The organism is Sphingomonas sp. (assembly GCF_017304635.1).
Classification (GTDB): domain Bacteria; phylum Pseudomonadota; class Alphaproteobacteria; order Sphingomonadales; family Sphingomonadaceae; genus Sphingomonas.
On record NZ_JAFKMA010000003.1, the window covers coordinates 369,752 to 390,058 of the forward strand.

The 20,307-nt window shown below is 67.5% G+C and carries 21 protein-coding genes and 1 other RNA gene; 12 read left to right on the top strand and 10 right to left on the bottom strand.

What is annotated here, in order from left to right; all coding sequences use genetic code 11:
* Nucleotides 1-109: 109 nt before the first annotated feature.
* Entirely contained in the window at nucleotides 110-1,606 is a 1,497-nt protein-coding gene (gene pgi, locus J0I47_RS11410; protein ID WP_294047115.1) for a glucose-6-phosphate isomerase, read from the bottom strand.
* Nucleotides 1,607-1,757: 151 nt separating this feature from the next.
* Between pgi and lepB the strand changes: the two genes are divergently transcribed.
* The 3 genes from lepB to era are packed head-to-tail and all read left to right on the top strand — an operon-like array spanning nucleotide 1,758 to nucleotide 4,233.
* Nucleotides 1,758-2,648, top strand: coding sequence for a signal peptidase I (gene lepB / locus J0I47_RS11415; RefSeq protein WP_294047116.1), 891 nt, complete (start codon nucleotides 1,758-1,760; stop codon nucleotides 2,646-2,648).
* A 50-nt stretch (nucleotides 2,649-2,698) separates the two neighbouring features.
* Entirely contained in the window at nucleotides 2,699-3,343 is a 645-nt protein-coding gene (gene rnc, locus J0I47_RS11420; RefSeq protein ID WP_294047199.1) for a ribonuclease III, read from the top strand.
* The gene (era, locus tag J0I47_RS11425) at nucleotides 3,340-4,233 is read left to right on the top strand and encodes a GTPase Era (protein WP_294047117.1); all 894 of its coding nucleotides are present in this window, start codon (nucleotides 3,340-3,342) and stop codon (nucleotides 4,231-4,233) included. The genes rnc and era overlap by 4 nt, the downstream gene beginning before the upstream one ends.
* Here era and J0I47_RS11430 read toward each other — a convergent pair.
* Together J0I47_RS11430 and J0I47_RS11435 are read right to left on the bottom strand one after the other, a co-directional pair.
* Nucleotides 4,230-4,583, bottom strand: coding sequence for a hypothetical protein (locus tag J0I47_RS11430; protein WP_294047118.1), 354 nt, complete (start codon nucleotides 4,581-4,583; stop codon nucleotides 4,230-4,232). The two genes, era and J0I47_RS11430, sit on opposite strands and share 4 nt — an antisense overlap.
* Complete coding sequence (locus J0I47_RS11435; protein WP_294047119.1) at nucleotides 4,584-5,291, bottom strand: NAD-dependent deacylase; 708 nt, start codon at nucleotides 5,289-5,291, stop codon at nucleotides 4,584-4,586.
* Nucleotides 5,292-5,348: 57 nt separating this feature from the next.
* Here J0I47_RS11435 and kynU point away from each other — a divergent pair, with 57 nt between their 5' ends.
* Together kynU and kynA are read left to right on the top strand one after the other, a co-directional pair.
* Nucleotides 5,349-6,542, top strand: a complete 1,194-nt coding sequence (gene kynU / locus J0I47_RS11440; RefSeq protein WP_294047120.1) for a kynureninase — start codon at nucleotides 5,349-5,351, stop codon at nucleotides 6,540-6,542.
* Nucleotides 6,539-7,375 carry a tryptophan 2,3-dioxygenase gene (gene kynA, locus J0I47_RS11445; RefSeq protein ID WP_294047121.1) on the top strand — a complete coding sequence of 279 codons (837 nt, stop codon included), beginning with the start codon at nucleotides 6,539-6,541 and terminating at the stop codon, nucleotides 7,373-7,375. The genes kynU and kynA overlap by 4 nt, the downstream gene beginning before the upstream one ends.
* Nucleotides 7,376-7,859: 484 nt before the next feature.
* On the opposite strand, the gene J0I47_RS11450 is transcribed toward kynA, so the two are convergent.
* On the bottom strand, nucleotides 7,860-8,156 hold the full coding sequence (locus tag J0I47_RS11450) for a chorismate mutase (RefSeq protein WP_294047122.1): 297 nt from the start codon (nucleotides 8,154-8,156) through the stop codon (nucleotides 7,860-7,862).
* Nucleotides 8,157-8,371: 215 nt separating this feature from the next.
* On the opposite strand from J0I47_RS11450, the gene J0I47_RS11455 reads away from it, so the two are divergent.
* Entirely contained in the window at nucleotides 8,372-9,388 is a 1,017-nt protein-coding gene (locus J0I47_RS11455; protein WP_294047200.1) for a polyprenyl synthetase family protein, read from the top strand.
* A gap of 7 nt (nucleotides 9,389-9,395) precedes the next feature.
* On the opposite strand, the gene J0I47_RS11460 is transcribed toward J0I47_RS11455, so the two are convergent.
* Complete coding sequence (locus J0I47_RS11460) at nucleotides 9,396-10,382, bottom strand: cation diffusion facilitator family transporter (RefSeq protein WP_294047123.1); 987 nt, start codon at nucleotides 10,380-10,382, stop codon at nucleotides 9,396-9,398.
* A 46-nt stretch (nucleotides 10,383-10,428) separates the two neighbouring features.
* Here J0I47_RS11460 and hrpB point away from each other — a divergent pair, with 46 nt between their 5' ends.
* Both hrpB and J0I47_RS11470 read left to right on the top strand, forming a co-directional pair.
* The gene (gene hrpB, locus J0I47_RS11465; protein ID WP_294047124.1) at nucleotides 10,429-12,945 is read left to right on the top strand and encodes an ATP-dependent helicase HrpB; all 2,517 of its coding nucleotides are present in this window, start codon (nucleotides 10,429-10,431) and stop codon (nucleotides 12,943-12,945) included.
* 9 nt (nucleotides 12,946-12,954) lie between these two features.
* Nucleotides 12,955-13,236, top strand: coding sequence for an ETC complex I subunit (locus tag J0I47_RS11470; RefSeq protein ID WP_294047125.1), 282 nt, complete (start codon nucleotides 12,955-12,957; stop codon nucleotides 13,234-13,236).
* Here J0I47_RS11470 and J0I47_RS11475 read toward each other — a convergent pair.
* Genes J0I47_RS11475 through J0I47_RS11490 form a run of 4 tightly spaced genes read right to left on the bottom strand, consistent with a single transcriptional unit; the run spans nucleotide 13,233 to nucleotide 15,951 of the window.
* The gene (locus J0I47_RS11475) at nucleotides 13,233-13,778 is read right to left on the bottom strand and encodes an NUDIX hydrolase (RefSeq protein ID WP_294047126.1); all 546 of its coding nucleotides are present in this window, start codon (nucleotides 13,776-13,778) and stop codon (nucleotides 13,233-13,235) included. The two genes, J0I47_RS11470 and J0I47_RS11475, sit on opposite strands and share 4 nt — an antisense overlap.
* Nucleotides 13,775-14,461 (bottom strand): hypothetical protein, encoded by a 687-nt coding sequence (locus tag J0I47_RS11480; RefSeq protein ID WP_294047127.1) that lies wholly within the window; start codon nucleotides 14,459-14,461, stop codon nucleotides 13,775-13,777. Before J0I47_RS11480 ends, J0I47_RS11475 begins: the two co-directional genes overlap by 4 nt.
* Entirely contained in the window at nucleotides 14,455-15,342 is an 888-nt protein-coding gene (locus tag J0I47_RS11485) for a YgcG family protein (RefSeq protein WP_294047128.1), read from the bottom strand. The genes J0I47_RS11480 and J0I47_RS11485 overlap by 7 nt, the downstream gene beginning before the upstream one ends.
* Before the next feature lie 24 nt (nucleotides 15,343-15,366).
* A complete protein-coding gene (locus J0I47_RS11490; RefSeq protein ID WP_294047129.1) occupies nucleotides 15,367-15,951 on the bottom strand; it encodes a LemA family protein in 585 nt (194 codons plus the stop codon).
* A gap of 142 nt (nucleotides 15,952-16,093) precedes the next feature.
* Here J0I47_RS11490 and mscL point away from each other — a divergent pair, with 142 nt between their 5' ends.
* The gene (mscL, locus tag J0I47_RS11495; RefSeq protein WP_294047130.1) at nucleotides 16,094-16,537 is read left to right on the top strand and encodes a large conductance mechanosensitive channel protein MscL; all 444 of its coding nucleotides are present in this window, start codon (nucleotides 16,094-16,096) and stop codon (nucleotides 16,535-16,537) included.
* A gap of 61 nt (nucleotides 16,538-16,598) precedes the next feature.
* Here the strand turns inward: mscL and J0I47_RS11500 are convergent, their stop codons facing one another.
* A complete protein-coding gene (locus J0I47_RS11500) occupies nucleotides 16,599-17,030 on the bottom strand; it encodes an Rrf2 family transcriptional regulator (protein WP_294047131.1) in 432 nt (143 codons plus the stop codon).
* 54 nt (nucleotides 17,031-17,084) lie between these two features.
* Here J0I47_RS11500 and ssrA point away from each other — a divergent pair.
* The 3 genes from ssrA to J0I47_RS11515 all read left to right on the top strand — a co-directional run bounded on the left by ssrA (nucleotide 17,085) and on the right by J0I47_RS11515 (nucleotide 20,299).
* Nucleotides 17,085-17,467, top strand: a transfer-messenger RNA (tmRNA) gene (gene ssrA, locus J0I47_RS11505).
* A 164-nt stretch (nucleotides 17,468-17,631) separates the two neighbouring features.
* Nucleotides 17,632-18,402 (top strand): class II aldolase/adducin family protein, encoded by a 771-nt coding sequence (locus J0I47_RS11510; protein ID WP_294047132.1) that lies wholly within the window; start codon nucleotides 17,632-17,634, stop codon nucleotides 18,400-18,402.
* A gap of 265 nt (nucleotides 18,403-18,667) precedes the next feature.
* Nucleotides 18,668-20,299, top strand: a complete 1,632-nt coding sequence (locus tag J0I47_RS11515) for an MBOAT family O-acyltransferase (protein WP_294047133.1) — start codon at nucleotides 18,668-18,670, stop codon at nucleotides 20,297-20,299.
* Nucleotides 20,300-20,307: the final 8 nt, after the last annotated feature.

The window sequence follows — 20,307 nt, forward strand, 5'->3', positions numbered from 1 at the left end:
TCTACCTTCCGTCGTGCCGAACTCGTTTCAGCATCCATCGCGCCTTCTGCGCGGTCTGTATTTGTTACGCGGCGGACCCCGAAACAAGTTCAGGGTGACGGGTGATGGGTTACCCGAACGCCCGCTTCAGCAAATCGGTGGTCGAGACGTCGAATTCCTCGCCGCCCTTTTGCGCGGCCTTGGCCATTTCCTTGCCGAGCTCGACGCCGAACTGGTCGAACGAATTGATGTTGAGCAGCGTGCCGTTCACGAACACGCGATGCTCGTGATAGGCGATCAGCGCGCCGAGTGTGCGCGCGTCGAGGTCGTCGAGCAGCAGCGTCGTCGACGGCCGGTCGCCCGGATAGGCACGCGCTAGGTCGCCGGGGTTGAGCTTGCCCTTCATCAGCGCCGCGCCTTGCGCGAGCATGTTGGTCAGCAGCGCCTTATGGTGATCCTCCGGCAGGGTGTCGCCCGGCTCGATCACGCCGACGAACTCCAGCGGCACGAGGTGCGTGCCCTGATGGAGCAGCTGAAACACGGCATGCTGCTGGTCGGTCCCGACCCCGCCCCAGGTGATCGCCGCGGTCGGGCGCCCGACTGGCTGGCCGTCGAGCGTCGCGCCCTTGCCGTTCGATTCCATCTCGAGCTGTTGTAGGTACGAAGGCAGCAGCCGCAGCCGCTCGTCGTAGCAGAACACGCCGCGCGTCTCCGCCCCCAGCACCTGCGTGTAGAAAAGGTCGGCGAACGCCGCGAGCACCGGCACATTCTCGTGCAGCGCGGACAGGCGGAAATGCCGGTCCATCTCGGCCGCGCCCTCCAGCAGTTCGCTGAACGCGTCCCAGCCGAGCGCGATCGCCGCCGGGAAACCGATCGACGACCACAAAGAATAGCGTCCGCCGACCGTGTCCGCGAACGGCAGGATGCGCGTTTCGTCGACGCCCCAGGCGATCGCCTTGTCGGGCTCGGCGGTCAGCGCGACGACGCGGCCATAGGGGTCCTCGACCCCGCCCGCCTTCATCCACTCGACGACGCTTTCGGCGTTCATCATCGTCTCGGTGGTGGTGAAGGTCTTGGACGCGACCGCGAGCAGCGTCGCGGTCGGATCGAACCGCTTGAACACGTCCTCCAGCGCCATGCCGTCGACGTTGGAGACGATCGCGACGTCGTAGCGCGTCTCCTCACGACCCAGCGCATCGACCAGCAGATCGGGGCCGAGCGCCGAGCCACCGATCCCGACATGCAGCACGTGGCGGATCGGGCCGAGCGCGCCGCCCTCGATCGCGTCGATCAGCGAGCGCATGCGGGCGTGGAGCGCCTGCGCTTTGGCGACATCGTCCGGATTACCCTCGCCGCGCTCGGCCGGATGAGTGACCGCGCGATCCTCGGTCGTGTTGATCTTCTCGCCCGCGAACAGCGCCTCGCGCCGTCCGGCAAGGTCGCATTCTCTGGCGAGCTTCGAGAATGCCGCGATCGCGTCGTCGGTCAGATGCGTCTTCGACCAGTCGAAATGGATGCCGGCGACGTCGGCGGAATATTTCTTCAGCCGGTCGGGGTCGGCGGCGAACAGGTCGGTCAGGGGAGTCCGTTTCAGCGCCTCGATCTCGCTCCAGTCGGCCACGCGCATTCTCCTTGGTTCGATCGCCCGCGCCCATGCGCCGGGTCGCGCCGACGCGCAAGGTTGGTTGTTTGGTTCAGCCGGCACCGTCTCATCGCGAGAGCGATGCACCAACACAGTGTCTTGACCTTATCGTACACCTTGCGCAAACCGCGCCGCGATGACCGATCCGATCGATCCGCCCGCCACCACGCCCGAGACGGCGCCGGCCGCCGCTCCCGCCACGCCTGCGAAACCGGTGAGGAAGGAGGAGGATTGGCGCGATACGCTGAAGTTCCTGCTGAAGCTCGCGATCGTCGTGTTCATCTTCCGCAGCTTCCTGTTCTCGCCCTTTTCGATCCCGTCGCAGTCGATGCTGCCGCGGCTCTATATTGGCGACTATCTGTTCATTTCGAAGTGGAACTACGGCTATTCGAAGCATTCGCTGCCGTGGAGCGTTCCGCTGATCCCCGGCCGCATCTTCCCGCACGACCCGGCGCGCGGCGACGTCGTCGTGTTCAAGAACCCGAACGGCAATGGCGACGACGTCATCAAGCGGGTGATCGGCCTGCCCGGCGACAGCATCCAGATGCGCAACGGCCAGCTGATCCTGAACGGCCAGCCAGTGCCCAAGGTGGCGGTCGCCGATTTCGTCATCCCCCTGACCCCCAATTATCGCGATCCGCGCCCCAATGACGACGGCTGTCCGACGCAGTTCCGCGACGCCGCGCAGACCGTCTGCCGCTACAAGCAGTTCCGCGAGACGCTGCCCGCGGTAAACGGCAAGCCGGCGGTTAGCTACAACGTGCTCGACCGCGGCGACGTGCCACAGGCGGACGATACCGACGTCTACAACGTGCCCGCCGACCACGTCTTCGTGATGGGCGACAATCGCGACGACAGCGGCGACAGCCGCTTCCCGGTGCCCGACGGCATGGGTTACGTGCCGATGGAGAATCTGGAGGGGAAGGCGCTCTTCACCTTCTGGTCGACCGACGGCAACGCGCAGTGGCTGCTGCCCTGGACGTGGTTCACCGCCGCGCGCTGGAGCCGGATGGGTCAGGGGTTCTAGTGGCGGGTCGTCACGGCACCGACTCACCGACACAAGATCTCGCTAGCTGGATCGCCGACACCTTCGATCACCGGCCGAACGACCTGGCGCTGTTCGAGCGCGCGCTGACCCATGGCAGCCACGCGGCGGACAATTACGAGCGGCTCGAATTCCTCGGCGACCGCGTGCTGGGTCTCGCGATGGCGGAGTGGCTGTACGAGCTGTTTCCGCGCGAGCCGGAGGGGGCGCTGTCGAAGCGGCTCAACGCGCTGGTCAGCGGCGCGACCTGTGCCGCCGTCGCGCGGTCGATCGGCGTCGGCGAGCGGCTGCGGCTGGGTAAGCAAGCGCGCGACGACGGTGCTGGCGACAGCGACAACGTACTGGGCGACGTGATGGAATCTTTGCTCGGCGCGCTCTATCTCGATGCCGGCGACGACTGCCCCCGCGCATTCGTCCGCCGCGCTTGGGACGCCCGCGTTCACGCCGACGCCCGCGCGCCGCAGCATCCCAAGTCCGCGCTCCAGGAATGGGCCGCCGCGCACAATCGCAAGCCGCCCGCCTATGACGTCACCGACCGCTCCGGCCCCCACCACGCCCCCCGCTTCACCGTCCGCGTGACTCTCGGCACCTACGCCCAGGCCGAAGCGTCGGGTGCCAGCAAGCAGGAAGCGGAAACGGCAGCAGCGGCGGCGTTGCTGGCGGAGGTGGCGCGATGAGCCAGCATTGCGGCCTGGTCGCGGTGCTCGGCGCGCCCAATGCGGGCAAGTCGACTTTGGTCAACGCGCTGGTCGGGCAGAAGGTCGCGATCGTCAGTCCGAAGGCGCAGACGACGCGCACCCGGCTGCTCGGCGTCGCGATCGAAGGCGAGGCGCAGCTGCTGCTAGTCGACACGCCGGGCATCTTCGATCCGCAGCGCCGGCTCGACCGCGCGATGGTGGCCGCCGCCTGGGGCGGACTCGAGGGCGCGGACGTGATCGCGCTGGTGGTCGATGCCAAGGGTGGGCTCGGCCCCAAGGTGATGCCGATCGCCGAGAGTATCGCCGCGCGGCCGGAGCGCAAGTTCCTAGTGCTCAACAAGGTCGATGTCGCCGACAAGGCCAGGCTGCTGGTCCATGCCGAGCGGTTGAACGCGGCGGTCGCGTTCGACGAGACGTTCTTCGTGTCGGCGGAGACCGGCGACGGTCTACCCGAGCTGAAACAGGCGCTGGCGTACCACATGCCCGAGGGGCCGTGGCATTTTCCCGACGACCAGGTCAGCGACGCGACCGAACGCGCGCTCGCCGCCGAAGTCACGCGCGAGCAGATCTATCGCCAGCTCCACGCCGAACTACCCTATGCCAGCACGGTCGAGACCGAGAAGTTCGAGGAACGGCCCGACGGATCGGTCGAGATCCACCAGCAGATCTTGGTCGCGCGCCCGACCCAGCGCGCAATCATGCTGGGCAGAGGTGGTACACGGATCAAGGAGATCGGCGCACGCGCACGGGCGGAGTTGACGGAGTTGTTCGACCGGTCGGTGCATCTCTACCTCCACGTGAAGGTGAAGGCGGACTGGGACGAGGATCGCGGCGTGTATCGGGACTTGGGATTGGATTGGGTGGACTAAGTCCTATCGTCGTCGACCAGTTCACATGCCTTCTGATCGAAGACGAAATTTCGCTTGCCGTTAAGCAGCGTAGGCGTGTTGGTCCGCCACCAGTCGGCGGCATCCGGTCGTGTCGTTTCCAACGCCTGCACCGCGCGCTTCGCATTGACCACGTAGCCGGTGCTGCGTCCTATTTTCCCTTGCAACAGCGCGATCAATTCGAGAAAGGCGTTACCGGGCACGCTCAAGACTCCAAAACTAAGCGGATTTCGTACGGCGCGCTGTTCGGTTGGCAACGACAAGCCGACCCATGCGTCACGGACCCACTCCGGAGCTTCGCCAAGCGAGCGTCGTACGATCAGTATCAGCATTTAGATTTTGCCCCCCAACACCGCCTCTACCCACGCCGGCACCAGCACCCCTGCTGGCCCCAACCGACTTGCCGCGAACCAGCCGCTCCCCGCCGACCGCTCCAAGTTGAGCTCCAGCGTGTCCGCTCCGTGGTACCGCGCGGTGCGCACGAAGCCCGCCGCCGGATAGACCGCGCCCGACGTGCCGATCGACACGAACAGGTCGGCCCGGGCCAGCACGGCTTCGATCCGCGCCATCGCGTAGGGCATCTCGCCGAAGAACACGATGTCGGGGCGAAGCGCCGCCGCGCCGCACGCCTCGCACACACTGCCCGGTGGCAGGTCGCCCGTCCACGGACGCCGCTCGCCGCAAGCCGCGCACAACGCCGACTGCAACTCGCCGTGCATGTGGAGCAGCCGCCTGGCCCCTGCGCGTTCGTGCAGGTCATCGACATTCTGCGTTACGATCAACAATTCGCCCGGCCATGCCGCATCCAGCCGCGCCAGCGCCGCGTGCGCCGGGTTGGGTGCGACCGTCGCCAGCGCCGCCCGCCGGAGGTCGTAGAAACGATGCACCAGCACCGGATCGCGCGCCAGCGCCTCGGGCGTGCAGACATCCTCGACCCGATGTCCCTCCCACAACCCACCCGGCCCCCGAGACGTCTCGATCCCGCTCTCGGCGGAAATGCCGGCGCCGGTCAGAACGACGATATTGCGGATGGCGGCCATGCACCGCCGATAGCACACCCTCTTTACAGCGCCACGATTTCGGTGCCTCACCCCGCCATGACCGACTTCGCCGCGACCCGCGCGCTGTTCTACCTGCCGCCGGGGATGATCTATCTCGACGGCAATTCGCTCGGGCCGTTGCCGGTCGCGGCGGACTCGCGGGTACGGGAGGTGCTGACCCGCGAATGGGGCGGGGAGCTTATCAAGGCGTGGAACACCGCCGACTGGATCGGGTTGCCCGCTCGCGTGGGAATGCGCATCGCCCGGCTGGTCGGGGCGCCAGCAGGGAGTGTCGCGACCGGCGACACGCTGTCGATCAAGGTGTTCCAGGCGCTGTCGGCGGCGCTAACGCTGCGGCCGGATCGGCGCGTCGTGCTGTCGGATACGGGCAATTTCCCGTCCGACCTCTACATCGCCGACGGGTTGCTCAAGGCGCTGAGGCGCGGCCTCGAACTGCGGCTGGTCGCGCCCGAGAATGTGGCCGACGCGATCGACGACAGCGTCGCCGTCACGCTCATCACCGAAGTCGATTACCGCACCGGGCGGCGGCACGACATGGCGGCGCTGACGGCAAAAGCGCATGCAGCGGGGGCGGTGACGGTGTGGGATCTCGCGCATTCGGCGGGCGCGGTACTGGTCGACCTGACCGCCGCCGATGCCGATTTCGCGGTTGGCTGTACATACAAATACCTCAACGGCGGCCCGGGCGCGCCCGCCTTCATCTACGTCGCCCCCCGTTTCGCCGACAGCGCGCAGCCGATCCTGGCGGGGTGGATGGGGCATGCGGCGCCGTTCGCGTTCGATCTCGACTATCGCCCCCGCGCCGGGGTCGAGCGGATGCGCGTGGGGACGCCGCCGGTGCTGGCGTTGGCAGTACTCGACGCCGCGCTCGACGTGTGGGACGGCGTCGACATGGCCGACGTCCGCGCCGCGTCGATCGCCCTGAGCGAACGGTTCATCGTCGAGGTCGAGGCACGCTGCCCCGACCTCGCGCTCGCCAGCCCCCGCGATCCGCACGCCCGCGGCAGCCAGGTATCGTTCCGCCATCCGCACAGCTATGCGATCATGCAGGCATTGATCGCCAGTCACGTCATCGGCGATTTCCGCGCGCCGGACCTGATCCGCTTCGGCTTCACGCCTTTGTACCTGAGCGAGGACGACGTGGTCGCCGCCGCGCGCGTGCTCGAACGCGTGATGCGCGAGCGCTTGTGGGACGACCCCGCTTATGCGACGCGGAGCGCCGTCACATGACCGACGATTCCTCCAATACCGGCGTCGCCGCCGGGGCCGAAACCGACTTCGCCGGCAAGATGGCCTATGGCGATTACCTCCGGCTCGACCTGATCCTGGCCGCGCAGGAGCCGAAGTCGCGCGCGCATGACGAATTGCTGTTCATCATCCAGCACCAGACATCCGAATTGTGGATGAAACTGGCGGTGCACGAGCTCGAATCGGCACGCGACGCGATCGCCGCCGACCGCCTGCCGCATGCGTTCAAGATGCTGGCGCGAGTGTCGCGGATCCTGGAGCAGCTCAACAATGCGTGGGACGTGCTGCGCACGCTGACGCCGAGCGAATATACCGAGTTTCGCAACAGCTTGGGCCAGTCGTCGGGGTTCCAGAGCCACCAGTATCGCGCGATCGAGTTCCTGTGCGGCAATCGCGTCGCGTCGATGCTCAAACCCCATGCGCACCGCCCCGCGATCATGGGCGAGTTGCAGGTGATCCTGGCGCGGCCGAGCCTGTACGATGAAGCGATCCGGCTGCTTGCGCGCGCCGGGTTCGACGTGGGCGAGGAGCGCGCGGACCTCGCCGCGCCGCGGGCCGAAAGCGCCAAGGTGCGCGACGCGTGGCGCGCGGTGTACAAAACGCCCGAGCGGCACTGGACGCTGTACGAACTGGCCGAGGAACTGGTCGACCTGGAGGATTATTTCCGGCGCTGGCGGTTCAACCACGTCACTACGGTCGAGCGCGTGATCGGCCTGAAGCATGGCACCGGCGGCACCGGCGGCGTGCCGTATCTCCGCCGCATGCTCGAGGTCGAGCTGTTCCCGGAGCTGTGGCACGTACGGACGGAGCTGTAGCTGGGAGCGGGCACGCAGCGGGTCGGTGACACGAGGTTTGGCGCGACGGCGCGAACGCGACCGTCACCCCGGCCTTATGCCGGGGTGACGAAGCATGAGCGGCGACGTCACCGTCCAACGCGCAGAATGTCGATCTAACTTTACGGAAGCATGGACCCGGCCGGAAGAAGGAACGTCCGACGCAAATTGCACACCGTCCTGCGCCGGCCCGGAGCGGATCGCGATCGATGACTCCTCGCCGAGGAGCGTGCCGCCGCCGCTAGCTGATCGCTAGCGCCACACCCAGCATCACCGCCGCCAGTCCGACGCTGACGAGGTGCATCGCCAGACCGTAGCTGCAGGGACGATCGCTGGCGTGAAAGCCGTGCATATCCTCTCAATCCGCGCGCCGTCGCTCTCTTGGCATGGGGTCGCGCCGGGATAATGCTACGCCGATTCGCGGCGATTTCCAGCATCTGTTTCGGGACGGACCGTCCCGCGGTCGTCACTCCGAGGCGGCGGGCTCGTCGCGCAACCGTTCGTGGTGACGGATCACTTCGTCGATGATGAAGCGCAGGAACTTCTCGGAGAATTCGGGGTCCAGCCGTGCATCGGTCGCCAGCTTGCGCAACCGCGCGATCTGGCGCTCCTCGCGGCCCGGATCGGCGGGGGGTAGCCCGGCCTGCGCCTTGTAGCGGCCGACCGCCTGCGTCACCTTGAACCGCTCTGCCAGGATATGGACCAGCGCCGCGTCGATATTGTCGATGCTGCTGCGATACTCGTCCAGCACGTCGTCTCTCATGAAAGGTCCCATCGGTTGGTCGGCTCTCGCCGACTGGCGGCACCAGCCCGCTCCCCCACCCGACCGCCCAGACATCGTACCCTATGGGCGGTCGGGTGGGGGTGCGGGCTGGTGCCGCGCTATAAAGCACTGTCGCGCGCGTGATGCGCGCGCAAGCCCGCCTGCGCAACCTGCGCTTGCCATCGCGAGCCGCGTTCGCCACATGCGCGGACGAGATGAGCGCCACGATCCACCGCCTCGATCCCGGCCGCCCCGCCCCCAGCCTCGATCCGATGATGAGCCTGGTCGCGGCGGACATGAACGCGGTCAACGCCGTCATCCTCGATCGCATGCAGTCGGACATTCCGCTGATCCCCGAACTGGCCGGCCACCTGATCGCGGGCGGCGGCAAGCGGATGCGGCCGATGCTGACGCTCGCGAGCGCACGGCTGCTCGGCTATACCGGGACGCGCCACCATCGTCTGGCCGCGGCGGTCGAGTTCATCCACACCGCGACCTTGCTCCACGACGACGTGGTGGACGGCAGCGACCTGCGCCGGGGCAAGCGCACCGCCAACCTGATCTGGGGCAACCCCGCCTCGATCCTGGTCGGCGACTTCCTGTTCAGCCGCAGCTTCGAGCTGATGGTCGAGGACGGTAGCCTGAAGGTGCTGAAGATCCTGTCCAACGCGTCGGCCGTGATCGCGGAAGGGGAGGTCAACCAGCTGACCGCCGCACGCCGAGTCGACTTGGGCGAGGAGCGCTACCTCGACATCATCGGCGCGAAGACTGCGGCATTGTTCGCCGCCGCCTGCCGCATCGCCGCCGTCGTCGCCGAGCGTCCGGAGGCGGAGGAAGCCGCGCTCGACGCGTTCGGCCGCAACCTGGGCATCGCATTCCAGCTGGTCGACGATGCGATCGACTACGTGTCTGACGCCGGCACGATGGGCAAGGATTCGGGCGACGACTTCCGCGAAGGCAAGGTCACGCTGCCGGTGATCCTGGCCTATGCGCGCGGCAGCGACGAGGATCGCCGCTTCTGGAAGGACGCGATGATGGGCCATCGCGCGTCCGACGAGGATTTCGCGCACGCGCTGTCGCTGGTCCGCTCGACGCGCGCAATCGACGACACGCTCGCCCGCGCACGCCACTATGGCCAGCGCGCGATCGATTCGATCGCCGGCTTCGCGGCCGGCAAGGCGCGCGACGCGATGACCGAAGCAGTCGAGTTCGCCGTCGCGCGCGCCTACTGACTCGCGCTCAGCAGCCGCCGGCGCATTCGGAATCGTACTCGATCTGAATCGTCGTATGGGCGATCGCGAACCGTTTTCGCAGCATCGTTTGCGCCTCCGCCAGGAAAGTAGCGCCGGGCTGCTCCGTCATCACCAGATGTGCGGTCAGCACGGTCTCGGTCGTCGACATCGGCCAGATGTGGAGGTCGTGCATCGCGTTGACGCCGGGTAATCCGGTCAGCGCTGCCCTGACCTGATCGTAGTCGATCGTCCGCGGCACAGCATTCAGCGACATCTCGATCGTTTCGCGGAGAAGCCCCCAAGTCTGCCAGAAGATGATCGCCGACACGACGATCGACACGACCGGATCGATCCACCCCGCACCGGTCCACCAGATCGCGACACCGGCCAGCATCACGCCCGCCGAAACGGTCGCGTCGGCCGCCATGTGGAGGTACGCGCCGCGCAGGTTGATGTCGCTCTTCTGTCCGCGCGCGAACAGCCACGCGGTACCGGCATTGACCAGGATCCCCGCCGCCGCCACGACCACGACCACTGCGCCCTTGACGTGGGCGGGCTCGCCAATCCGCATCACCGCCTCGAACACGACGGCACCCATCGCCATCAGCAGCAGCAGCGCGTTGATGAGCGCGGCGAGGATGGTCGATGCCTTCAGCCCATAGGTGAAGCGCTTCGACGGCCCGCGTTTCGCGAGCGTCGCACCGGCCCAGGCGACGCTCAGCCCCAGCACGTCGCTGAGATTGTGTCCGGCATCGGCCATCAGCGCGACCGACTGTGCGAAGAAGCCGGTGGCGAACTCGACGATCACGAAGGCGATGTTCAGGCTGATGCCGATCGCGAAGGCGCGGTCGAACGTCAGCGGACCGTGATGATGACCGCCGGGGCCGTGTGCGTGGCCGTGGCCATGCCCATGCGAATGTCCATGCGCATGGGCATGATCGTGCGAATGATCGTGCTCGTGGTCATGATCGTCATGGTCGTGCGCGCCGTGCATGGGTGCTGCCTAGCATTGCCGGGGCGTGTGATACTAGGACGCGAGCGTGACCGAGCAACTTCCCGTCCTGGCCGTGCTGCCCGACCTGCTGGCAAGCCTGTCCGCGCGGTCGAACGCCGTACTGGTCGCGCCGCCCGGTGCGGGCAAGACGACCGCAGTGGCGCCAGCCTTGCTAGGCGAGGCGTGGTGCCGCGGCGAGGTTCTGCTACTGAGCCCACGTCGCATCGCCGCGCGCGCCGCGGCCGAACGCATGGCGGCGCTGGCCGGAGAACCCGTCGGCCGCACCTTCGGCTACGCTACGCGGATGGACAGCAAGCGGTCGGCCGCGACTCGCGTGACGGTGGTGACCGAGGGCATCTTCGTCGCGCGGATCCAGGCCGATCCCGAACTGGCAGGGGTGTCGGCGGTGTTGTTCGACGAAGTGCACGAACGCAGCCTCGATTCGGATTTCGGCCTCGCGCTCGCGCTCGATGCGCAGGGCGCGCTGCGTCCCGACCTGCGAATCGTCGCGATGTCGGCGACGCTGGACGGCGTCCGGTTCGCCACGTTGCTCGGCGACGCGCCGGTGATCGAGAGCGCGGGGCGGAACCATCCGCTCGACCTGCGCTATCTCGGCCGGCGCGGCGAAGCGCGGATCGAAGACGAGGTGGCGAGCGCGATCCGGCTGGTTTTGCGCGAGGAAAGCGGCGGCGTGCTCGCCTTCCTGCCCGGCGTCGCAGAGATCGAACGGACCGCCGAGCGGCTTGGCGACGTGCCCGGCATAGTGCTGCACAAGCTCCACGGCCAGGTGCCGCCCGCCGCCCAGCGCGCCGCGATCGCGCCCGAAGCGACACGCAAGCTCGTCCTCGCGACCAGCATCGCCGAGACCAGCCTGACGCTCGACGGGATCCGCGTCGTGGTCGATTCGGGGCTGGCGCGGCGCCCGCGCTACGACCGCGCGGCGGGGATGACCCGGCTGGTGACCGAACGCGCGAGCCAGGCGGCGGCGACGCAGCGGGCCGGGCGGGCGGCGCGACAAGGGCCGGGCGTCGCATATCGCTTGTGGGAAGAAGCGGCGACCGCCGGCCTGCCACGGTTCGACCCGCCGGAGATACTCGAAGCCGATTTGTCGGCACTAGTGCTCGACTGCGCGATCTGGGGCGTTGCCGATCCGCGCGCGTTGCGGTGGCTCGATCCGCCGCCGGAGGCTGCGGTGATGGAAGCACGGGCGCGGCTGGCGACGTTGGAGGCACTGGACGCGGATGGCCGCCCTACTTCGCACGGCCGGGCGATCGCCAGGCTGCCGATGGCGCCGCGACTGGCGCACATGCTGGTCCGCGCCGGCGAGATGGGCTTGTCGCGGGACGCGGCCGACGTCGCGGTGCTGCTCGGCGAGCGCGGACTCGGTGGACCGGGGACCGACCTGGAAACGCGCGTGCGTCGATTTCGCGGCGAGCGCGGGCCGAGGGCGGACGGTGCGCGGCGGCTGGCGGAACGATGGGTCAGCCTCATCCGTCATCCCCGCGAAAGCGGGGAGCCAGCTCCTGCCGTTTCAGTAGACGATGCAGGGCGGGAGATCGGCTCCCGCTTTCGCGACAGTGACGGCGTAAATATCGCCATCGCCCTTGCCTTTCCCGATCGCGTGGCGCGGCGGCGCGACGCGAGCGGCGAGCGCTGGGTGTCGGTCGGCGGACGTGGGTTCCGGCTCGATCCGACCGATCCCCTCACCAGTGCCGAATGGCTCGCGGTCGCGGAGACGCAGGGCATCGCCGCCGGCGCGCGGATCCTGTCGGCAGCGACGATCGACCAGCCGACCGTCGAGACCCTGTTCGTCGAGCGGATCGAGACTCGCCGCCGCTTCGCGTTCGATCCCGCGACGGGGGGTGTCGAGGCGGTCCGCGAGCGACGGCTCGGCGCGATCGTGTTGGCGAGCGGCCCCGATCCGGCCGCCGATCCGACCGCGATCGCCGCCGCGCTGGTCGCGGGCGTGCGCGAGCATGGCCTTGCGCTGCTGCCCTGGGGCGACGCGTCGGCGGCGTTGCGCGCGCGCGCCGTGTTCGCTGCGCGGCATGGCTGGGACGGTAAACTCGACGACGACGCCCTCGCCGACCGCCTCGATGAATGGCTGCCCGCCGTGGTCGCCGGCAAGCGGCGGCTCGGGCAGATCGGCGACGGCGAATTGGCGGAAACGTTGCGTGCCCTAATCGGCTGGGACGCGATGCGCGCGCTCGACCGCATCGCGCCGGCACGGCTCGACACACCGGCAGGGTCGAGCGCCGCGATCGACTACGCTGCCGAGGCCGGCCCGACCGTCGAGCTGCGCCCGCAGGCGCTGTTCGGCCTCGCCGTGCATCCGAGCGTGGCCGGCGGCGCGGTGCCGCTGGTGCTCAGCCTGACCTCGCCGGCCGGCCGGCCGATCCAGACCACGCGCGACCTGCCGGGTTTCTGGTCCGGCAGCTGGGCGGCGGTCGCGAAGGAGATGCGCGGCCGCTATCCCCGCCACCCTTGGCCGGACGATCCGGCGGGCGCGAACCCTACGCTGCGCACCAAAAACGCTGATGCAAGGGCCGCAAAGAAACGGTAGAGCGCTCACATGCCTATCGCCCGTATCTATCAGCGCCCCAAGAACGCCATGCAGTCCGGCCGCGCGCGGACCGACCGCTGGGTGCTCGAATTCGAGCCCGCCGAGGCGAAGCGCGCCGACCCGCTGACCGGCTGGGCCGGGTCGGGTGACACGCGCGAACAGGTCCGGCTGGGGTTCGCGACGGTCGAGGCGGCGATCGCCTATGCCGAAAAGGCCGGGCTGGCCTTCACCGTGCAGCCGACCCCGACCAGGACGCTGAAGCTGCAAGCCTACGCGGACAATTTCCGCTAGGCGAGCATTCCTGCACCGAGCAGCATCAGCAGCTTGACGTCCATCGCGACGCCAGCCGCGCGGCGCTCGGCGACGAACGCCGACAAGCGATCGAGCGGTACGCGGTGGACAATGATGTTCTCGTCGGCGGTGCCGCCGCCATCGCCGATCTTGGCCAGCCCCTCGGCGCGGACGAGCGTGAAACACTCGCTGACCATGCCGGGCGACGAGTAAAAAGTGCCGAGCGAGGTCAGCCGCGCCGCGCGATAGCCGGTTTCCTCTTCCAGTTCGCGGGCCGCCGAATCCTCGACACTTTCACCGGCCTGCTCGTCCCCGACCAATCCCGCGGGCAGTTCGAGGCAATAACCGCCGATCGGCACGCGATATTGCTCGACCAGGATGACGCAGCCCCCATCATCGTCACCGGCGTCGATCGCGAGGATCACTGCTGCCTGGACGCCGCCGGTGCGGCCGACATACTCCCAGCGGCCGCGTTTCTTGATCGCCAGGAACTTGCCCGCCCACATCGTCCGTTCAGGCGCGTCGTGGTCGGGCGCGCTCACAATTCGATCAGTCGGTCGGGCAGCTCGTTGACGTCGTCGGCGGTCTTGGGGAAATGCTCGCCGACGATCGCGCCGATCCGCGCGACCGCCGCCGCCATTCCGTGCGCGGGCCGGCCGGCGCGGACTTCGACCAGCAGCGCCGCCATCGCCTCGCCCCAGCGTTCCGCGGGGACCTTGGCGTGGATCGCGGCATCGGCGACAATCTCCGCCCGGCGTTCGTCGAGCGACAGGAACAGCAACACACCGACCCGCGCCGCGGTGCGGCTTTCGGCGCCGACCTTGAAGTGCTGCACGGCGCGGCGTTGTACTCGCCGCGCCTTGGTATGGTCGGGCGTGACCGCCAGTCGCAGCGCCGGCGCCCGCAACGCCGCCCAAGCCAGCGCGAACGCCGCGACCTGCACGACCAGCACCACCAGCAACCGCACACCTTCGCCCGGGGCCTCATCCCAACCGCCATGCCACGGCGCCAGCACGGCATCGATCCAGCGCGGCTCGAACGCGAGCAGGGCCAGTACCAGCAGCATCGCCAGCGCCCCGCCGATCAGCGCCGTATCGCGATAGTCGTCCGATCGCCGCGCGACGATCGTCACGATCTCGCCATCGGTGCCGGTCTCGGCCGCGGTCACTGCTGCGCCGACCAGGTCGCGGTCGGCCGCGCTGAAGGGGAAGCCGGCGCTTACCATCCGCCCGATGCTCCGCCACCGCCGAACGAGCCGCCACCGCCGCCGGTGAAACCGCCGCCACCCCAGCTGCCGTCGCTGTCCGACCCGCCGCCACCGCTGCCGCTCCACGAGCCGCCGCCCCAGGACGAGCCGCGCTCGTGCGAATCGAGCGCGTTGCTCAGGCCCCACAGGATGATCGGCCAGCTACTGCCCCCGCCACCGCCGTCGCCATAATAGCGGCGCCCGCGCATCCGTCCGCGCAAACCCGACAGGACGACGAAACCGATAATCATCACCCAGATCAGCACGCCGAACGGAATGCCCTCGCCGCTCCCGCGATTGCTGCGGCGATGCTGGCGGTCGAAATCGGCGGTCGCGGCATCGACCTTGGCCTTCGCTTCCTCCGGCGCCGCGCGCAGTTGCGCGATCAGCGCGTCGGCGCCCGCGACCATCGCGTCGGGCACCTTCTGCTGCTGGAGCAGTGGCATCATCTGCTGGTTGATAATCTGGCTAGAGAGCGCGTCGGTGACGATCGGCTCCAGCCCGGTGCCGACCTCGATACGGGGCCCGCGATGCCCCTTGGGCTCGTTCGGCGCGATGAACAGGATGATACCGTTATTGGCGTTCTTCAGCCCGACGCCCCAGGCGCGGCCGAGCTTGTAGCCATATTGCTCGATCGGATAGCCTTGCAGATCGGGGATCGTCGCCACCACTAGCTGGCGCTTCGTATCCTTCTGCAACACCTCCAGCTTCGCGGTCAGCGACGCCTTGACGTCGGCGGGCAGCACGTTGGCGGCATCGACCACCAGCCCGGTGAACGGCGGGAAGGTCTGCGCGCCGGCCGGGCTCGCCGCCGCGAACAGCAGGAGCGCCAGCAGCGCGCAGAACCGGCGGAGCGTCATGGCTCCGATCTCCCTATCCCAGGGTTAGTTCGAATTGCCGAAATTGACCGATGGCGCAGTCTCCGCCCCCGGGCTGGTCGCCTGGAACGGCACCAGCGGCTTGGCGCCGTAGAAGATCTTCGCGCCAATCGAATCGGGGAAGGTACGGATGCGCGTATTATACGCCTGGACCGCATTGTTGTAATCGGTCCGCGCGATCGTGATGCGGTTCTCCGTCCCCTCCAGCTGGCTCATCAGCGTGGTGTAATTGGCCTGACTCTTGAGCTCGGGATAGGCTTCCTGCAGCTTTTGCAGCGACAGCGTGACGCCCGCCTGCGCGCGCTGGTACGCGGCCATCTTGTTGGGATCGCTCAGGTCGCCCGGCGCGACCTGGACCTGGTTGGCGGAAGCGCGCGCCTGAGTCACCTGGACCAGGATGTCCTTTTCCTGCGCGCCAGCGGCCTTCACCGTCGCGACCAGGTTGGGGATCAGGTCGGCGCGGCGCTGATACTGGTTCTGGACGTCGGCCCAGCGCGCCTTCGCATTCTCTTCCGCGGTCGGCACCGAATTGATCCCGCAGGCACTCAGCATCGCGGCGGCGGCGATCGCGATCATGGCACGAAACTTCATCGGTGGTCCCTCCAACTCCCGTGGCGGGGCGCAATGTAGTGCCGGCACCGGGTGTTGCAATGGGGTATAGCACTGCGCCCGTGCTTGCCGGTCACGCGGGCCGGGCCTACCCTGTCATTCGTTTCAGGCATGGAGACGGCGGATGTTCAAGGAATTCAAGAAGTTCGTCATGCGCGGCAACGTCATGGACCTGGCGGTCGCGGTCATTATCGGTGCGGCATTCGGCAAGATCGTCACGTCTCTGACCGACGACATCATCATGCCGCTGGTCGGCAAGGTCTTCGGCGGGCTCGATTTCTCGAGCTATTTCGTCGTGCTCAATCCCGAAAAGGTGCCGGCAAACCTGGCCGGATCGACCGATTACGCCGCGCTGAAGAAAGCGGGCGTCCCGCTGCTCGGCTATGGCGAGTTCATCACCGTCGCGGTCAATTTCGTCATCGTCGCCTTCATCATCTTCCTGATCGTCCGGGCGATCAATCGAATGGCGGAAGAGGTCGAGGGCAAGCCCGACGCGGCGCCCGCCGCCGAGCCGGCCGACGTCGCGCTGCTCCGCGAGATTCGTGACGAATTGCGCGCGAAAGGTTAATTCGTCGGGTTTCGGTTGTGCCGAAGCGCGGTGCCGGCCCACGCGCGTGAGCGCGTCGGACCTACGCCGCGACCAGATCCTCGGCGACGGCATCGGCCAGACTGGTGCCGTCGAGGATCCGCGCGGTCTCGTCGCGGACGCGGGCCATGGCGTGGCGAATCGCGCAGGTCGCCTCGTCGCGGCAATCGGTGCAGCGCTTGTAGGCGGTGCGGCTGACGCACGGCACCAGCGCCAGCGGCCCCTCGATCGCGCGGATGATCTCGCCCAGCGAGATCAGGTGGACCGGACGCGCCAGCGAATAGCCGCCCGCCTTGCCGCGGCGGCTGTGCAGCAGCCCCCCCTCACGCAGTTCGCCCAGGATCAGCTCCAGGAACTTGCGCGGCACGTTCGCGGCTTCGGCGATCCGGTTCATCGCGATCGGCGGGCCGCCCGCGGGGGCTTCGGCCAGATAGAGCATCGCGCGAAGCGCGTAACGGGAACGCTGGGTCAACATGATCGAGCCGGTCCTATCGCGGACCAATGTGGCGACGTAAAGGCGTGGGGCACGCCACTTTTCTTTTACGCGCCCGCGCCTATATTGGGCGGGCAAGGGCTTCGGCCCGGCTATGGCGATAAATGAGGGCGTATAATAGACGCAGCGGACCCGGGGGCAGTACCCGGCGGCTCCACCATAAGGTGGTGTATCTGGACACCGTTTACGACGGGGCCGAACCAGGATCGACGTGTGTTGAAAGGCGCTTTCTTTTGCTCGGAATGGGACCACCGTGACGGCCCGTACACAAGTGCCAACGATAACGAAGCACTCGCTATTGCGGCGTAACCCCAAGGCCTAACGGCCTAAGGTTATTCTAAAATGCGCGGTCGGACCCACCGGGCAACAGAAGGGATTCCAGCGGTTCGGGGAGCACCGGGCAACAGAAGCTCCCCACCGCTTCGCGCAGCGGATTAGCGTAGCTAGTCGGCGCCCGGCGCGAAGCGCGGCCGGCCTCGCGCCAGAGAGGATCGACGGCGCCGCTTCGTCACGCCGCACCACCCCTTCCCCTCGCCTTCGAAATCGCGGTATGCTCGCTTCGACAAAGAATCGGAGAGAGACGATGGCGACGCTGGCGAAGGTCGAGGACACCGCGATGGCCCCCGGCGAATGGGAGGCGCGCGTCGACCTCGCCGCCGCCTATCGCCTGGTCGCGCTGTACGGCTGGGACGATCTGATCTTCACGCATCTGTCGGCGCGGGTGCCGGGGCCGGAACACCATTTCCTCATCAATCCCTACGACATGATGTTCGAGGAGATCACCGCCTCGTCGCTGGTCAAGATCGACGTCGAGGGCAATCCGGTCGGCAAATCCGACCATCCGGTCAACCCGGCCGGGTTCACGATCCACTCGGCGATCCACATGGCGCGCGAGGATGCCGCAGCGGTGATGCACCTCCACACGCCCTACGGCCAGGCCGTGTCGGCGATGGAGTTCGGGCTGTTGCCGCACACCCAGACCGCGATGATCGCCAAGCATAACGTCGCCTATCACGACTATGAAGGCATCGCGACCGACCTCGACGAGCGCGAGCGGCTGGTCCAGGATCTGGGCGACAAGCATGCGATGATCCTGCGCAACCACGGCACGCTGACCGTGGGCAACTCGGTCGCGGCGTGTTTCCTGCGGCTCTATTTCCTCGAACGCGCGTGCGAGGCGCAGGTCCACATGCTGGCGGCGGGCAAGGACAACCTCAACAACCCGCCGCAGGGAACCGAGGAAAAGGTCGCGGTGCAATCGGCGCCGGGCGGGATGGGGATGCTGGCCGAGCGACTGGCGTGGCCAGCCTTGTTGCGCAAGCTCGACCGGATCGATCCGTCGTTCCGCAACTGACGGACGGCGACTGGGGGCGTTAAGTACGATTGTGGCACGACGTGGTTACTGCGCCCGACGCCACTAATACAATGATCTCCGTCGCTTAGGCTATCGATATCGCCCCAAACGGCGTTCGAATTACCACCGGACAGGGTTAACGTCCCGAATCCGCCGCCGCCGCACGATCGTGCCGGTGGACAGGCCGCCCGCGCCCCGATACCCGCACCCATCGACCGCCGACGACGCGCGGTCGGCCAGCTGATGGGACAAGCGCGGGCGGGGCATGCTGTTCAATTCACTCACTTTCGCGATCTTCCTGCCGATCGTGTACCTGCTCTATCGCGGGTTGCCCTTCCGTGGGCAGAACCGGATGCTGCTCGTCGCCAGCTACCTGTTCTACGGCTGGTGGGACTGGCGCTTCCTGTTCCTGATGATCGTGTCGACGGTGCTCGATTTCTGGACCGGGCTGATCCTCGAACGCGCCAAGATGACGAAGGCGCAGGTATGGCAACCGCTCGCCTTCCTGACCGCCGGCGCGCTGCTGCTGGTCGGCTGTCACTTCGGCGCGCTGTGCCGGACGCTCGTCGGGATGCCGAGCGATGGGCCGATCGTCAGCGCGGTGATGCCGTCGGTGCTGCTCTATCTACCGCTCGGGCTCGGGATTGCCGCGCTCCTGTTCCGCTGGCTTTCGGGCCTGCCTGAGGACAAGCGCCGCAAATATTCGATGATCCTCAGCATGTGCGTCAATTTGGCGATCCTGGCGACGTTCAAATATTTCAACTTCTTCGTCGACAGTTTGGTCAGCGCGCTCAACGAAGTCGGCATCGCCGCCGCGCCGCGGCACTTCAACATCGTGCTGCCGGTCGGCATCTCGTTCTACACCTTCCAGTCGATGAGCTACGCGATCGACATCTACAAGCGCGAGTTGAAGCCGGCCGAGCGTTTCCTCGACTTCGCGTTGTTCGTGGCGTTCTTTCCGCAGCTCGTCGCCGGCCCGATCGAGCGCGCGCGTCACCTGCTGCCCCAGATCTGCAACCCGCGCACGCTGAGCTTCGGCGACACGACGCGCGGGCTGATGCTGATCCTGATCGGCCTGTTCAAGAAGATCGCGATCGCCGACGGCGCGGCGATGACGGTCGACCAGATCTTCAACAGCACGGGATCGGTCAGCTGGCTGGAGGTCGTGGTCGGCACCGTCTTCTTCGCGGCCCAGATCTATGCCGATTTCTCCGGCTATTCCGACATCGCGCGCGGCACCGCCAAGCTGTTCGGCGTCGACATCATGGTCAATTTCCGCCTGCCCTATTTCGCGCGGAGCCCGCGTGATTTCTGGAACCGCTGGCACATCAGCCTGTCGACCTGGCTCGGCGACTATCTCTACAAGCCGCTCGGCGGCAATCGCGGGAGCCTCGCGTTCACGTGCCGCAACCTGATGCTGACGATGCTGCTCGGCGGGCTGTGGCACGGCGCCGCGTGGAACTACATCCTGTGGGGCGCCTTCCACGGCACCGCGCTCAGCATCCACCGCGTGATGACACACGGCAAGGGGCGGCCCGATCGTCCCGACGGCCGGATCGAGGCGGTGGCGAAGACGCTCGGCTTCGGGCTCGTCACGCTCTACGGCTGGCTGCTGTTCCGCGCGCATTCGTTCGATCAGGTGGCCGTGTTTACCCGTACGCTGTTCACTGGCGCTGGCGGCCTGCGCCTGTCGGCCAGCCTGCCGCCGCTGTCGGCGTTGCTCGGCATCCTGGTGCTGGGCACGTGGGAGATCGGCCAGTATCGCGCCGGCGGCGACGGTCGCTTCTACCAGCGTTATCCCGCCTGGACGGTCGGGCTGTTCATGGCGCTGATGGTTTTCCTGTTGGTCATGGGCATGAGCAATGCACCCGCACAGTTCATCTACTTCCAGTTCTGAGCCCGACG

Coding starts and splice junctions, on each gene's coding strand:
- pgi (WP_294047115.1), bottom strand. CDS start 1,606: ATGCGCGTGGCCGACTGGAGCGAGATCGAGGCGCTGAAACGGACTCCC.
- lepB (WP_294047116.1), top strand. CDS start 1,758: ATGACCGATCCGATCGATCCGCCCGCCACCACGCCCGAGACGGCGCCG.
- era (WP_294047117.1), top strand. CDS start 3,340: ATGAGCCAGCATTGCGGCCTGGTCGCGGTGCTCGGCGCGCCCAATGCG.
- J0I47_RS11430 (WP_294047118.1), bottom strand. CDS start 4,583: ATGCTGATACTGATCGTACGACGCTCGCTTGGCGAAGCTCCGGAGTGG.
- J0I47_RS11435 (WP_294047119.1), bottom strand. CDS start 5,291: ATGGCCGCCATCCGCAATATCGTCGTTCTGACCGGCGCCGGCATTTCC.
- kynU (WP_294047120.1), top strand. CDS start 5,349: ATGACCGACTTCGCCGCGACCCGCGCGCTGTTCTACCTGCCGCCGGGG.
- kynA (WP_294047121.1), top strand. CDS start 6,539: ATGACCGACGATTCCTCCAATACCGGCGTCGCCGCCGGGGCCGAAACC.
- J0I47_RS11450 (WP_294047122.1), bottom strand. CDS start 8,156: ATGAGAGACGACGTGCTGGACGAGTATCGCAGCAGCATCGACAATATC.
- J0I47_RS11455 (WP_294047200.1), top strand. CDS start 8,372: ATGAGCGCCACGATCCACCGCCTCGATCCCGGCCGCCCCGCCCCCAGC.
- J0I47_RS11460 (WP_294047123.1), bottom strand. CDS start 10,382: ATGCACGGCGCGCACGACCATGACGATCATGACCACGAGCACGATCAT.
- J0I47_RS11470 (WP_294047125.1), top strand. CDS start 12,955: ATGCCTATCGCCCGTATCTATCAGCGCCCCAAGAACGCCATGCAGTCC.
- J0I47_RS11480 (WP_294047127.1), bottom strand. CDS start 14,461: ATGGTAAGCGCCGGCTTCCCCTTCAGCGCGGCCGACCGCGACCTGGTC.
- J0I47_RS11485 (WP_294047128.1), bottom strand. CDS start 15,342: ATGACGCTCCGCCGGTTCTGCGCGCTGCTGGCGCTCCTGCTGTTCGCG.
- J0I47_RS11490 (WP_294047129.1), bottom strand. CDS start 15,951: ATGAAGTTTCGTGCCATGATCGCGATCGCCGCCGCCGCGATGCTGAGT.
- mscL (WP_294047130.1), top strand. CDS start 16,094: ATGTTCAAGGAATTCAAGAAGTTCGTCATGCGCGGCAACGTCATGGAC.
- J0I47_RS11500 (WP_294047131.1), bottom strand. CDS start 17,030: ATGTTGACCCAGCGTTCCCGTTACGCGCTTCGCGCGATGCTCTATCTG.
- J0I47_RS11510 (WP_294047132.1), top strand. CDS start 17,632: ATGGCGACGCTGGCGAAGGTCGAGGACACCGCGATGGCCCCCGGCGAA.
- J0I47_RS11515 (WP_294047133.1), top strand. CDS start 18,668: ATGCTGTTCAATTCACTCACTTTCGCGATCTTCCTGCCGATCGTGTAC.